Raw genomic sequence first — 1,813 nt, 5'->3', positions numbered from 1 at the left:
GCAAGCGCCGCATGCTGCTGATCGGCGGCGCGGCGCTGCTGCAGCTTGCGGCGGGAGCTCAGGCCGCCCTGAATGCCGATCAATTCATTGAGGCCAGAGACGGCGACGGTCGCCCGGTGATCGACAGCGCCGGTGAGACCTGGGGGGCGGCCTGGGGCGATTTCGACGGCGACGGCTGCCCGGACCTGTGGCTGGGCAACCATCAATTTACGCCGACCGGCCTGTTTCGTAACAACTGCAATGGGACCTTCGTCAACCGCATCGATTCCGCGGTGGTCGATGCCGCCGCGCACTACAGCGACGACACCCACGGCGTCTCTTGGGCGGATTTCGACAATGACGGCGACCAGGACCTTCTCGAGGCCAGCGGCGGCGGTGCCGGCGAGGCGGCTACCGCGCCCGCGATCAACGAGACTTGGCGCAACAACCTGTTCGTCAACAGCGGCGGACTCTTGACCGAAGCCGCCCAGGCCTATGGCCTAGACAACCCGCGCGCCCGCTCGCGCACGCCCTTGTGGGTGGACTTTGACACCGACGGCTACCTGGACGTCGTCATCGGCGCCCTGAAAACGCTTCCCGAGCAATACCCCACGACGGTATTCCGCCAACTCGCGGGAACCTTCGTCGAGGCCCGACTCGACACCGGGTTCACCGCCGACACCTGCCAAATGCTGATGACCGCGCACCTGGGACCGGCCGGCGAGCCGGCACTGATTTGCAGTAACTACCAAGTGACCCATATTTATGACATGGCCACGCTGCCGTTCACCGATCTCCGGACCGTGATCGGCGACGGCATCTATAACGTCTACCTGCAAGACCTGGCGATCGGAGATTTTGACGGCGACCTCGACCCCGATGTGTTTGGCGCCGTGGCACCGCCCGATGTGTCCGCGGCGCTCCGCACCGGTCCGGCCAACGACCGCATTCATGCCTTTCTGGCCCCCGCCGCGGACGAGAAAGGATTTTCCTTCACCGCCCCCGGTGACGTGGAGATCGAGTTCGACTGGTTCGCGGAGCGTTCGGACATTTTCCTCGGAGCGGGCGCCGTCGCCCCGCCGACAAATTCGGATGCCGGGTTGCTTGGCCCCAACCGCATCCCGCATCGCGTGCGCTTCACGCTCTCGACCGCCAATCCAGCCTACCTCGGCCTACCGGCCAACCGCACCGCGGGCATCTATATCGGATTCAGCGCCAACGCCTGGCAGGTGCGCGTCGTCAATGCCGGCGGCGAGGTCAACCTGTTGGCACGCGCCGCTGCGATTTCGGTACCCGAGGTCATCGGTGCCGTCCGCGTCGATCAGGGCAACACCAGCGCCCCGCTCCTCTTCCTCAATCAGGCGGGAGCCTTAACCCAGCGCACCACGGCTCAGACCTTCCCCAACGACGCCACCGCGGCGGTGCGCACCTATGCCCGCTCGGTCGTCGCCGGTGATCTGGACAACGACATGGACCTGGATGCCTATGTCGGCGCCAGTGGCCGCGTCGCCAATGTCCCCAATCTGCTGTTCGACAATCAGGGCAACGGCACCTTTCAACTCGCGCCCAACGCGGGCGGGGCGGCCGGTAGCCAGCTCGGACGCACCGACACCGTGACGCTGGTCGATTATGACCAAGATGGATTCCTCGACCTGTTCGTCAGCCAGGGCCGCTTGCCCGCACCCTTCAGCTACGCCGCCGAACAGCAGTTATTTCGCAATCAGGGCAACGCCAACCACTGGATAGAACTCGACTTGGAGGGGGTGACGTCCACGCGCGATGGCGTCGGCGCCATCATCTACGCGACGACCCCCGATGGCCGGGTGCAGCTGCG

1 protein-coding gene is annotated in these 1,813 nt (G+C 65.5%); it reads left to right on the top strand.

Annotated elements, in window-relative coordinates; translation table 11 throughout:
• Positions 1-1,813: VCBS repeat-containing protein (locus QZY03_RS10190; RefSeq protein ID WP_295580621.1), on the top strand; the 1,813-nt coding region annotated here is incomplete at both ends.

The sequence above is a fragment of the uncultured Lamprocystis sp. genome (genome assembly GCF_903933125.1).
Lineage (GTDB): Bacteria > Pseudomonadota > Gammaproteobacteria > Chromatiales > Chromatiaceae > Thiodictyon.
This window is presented reverse-complemented; position numbering and strand designations above follow the sequence as displayed.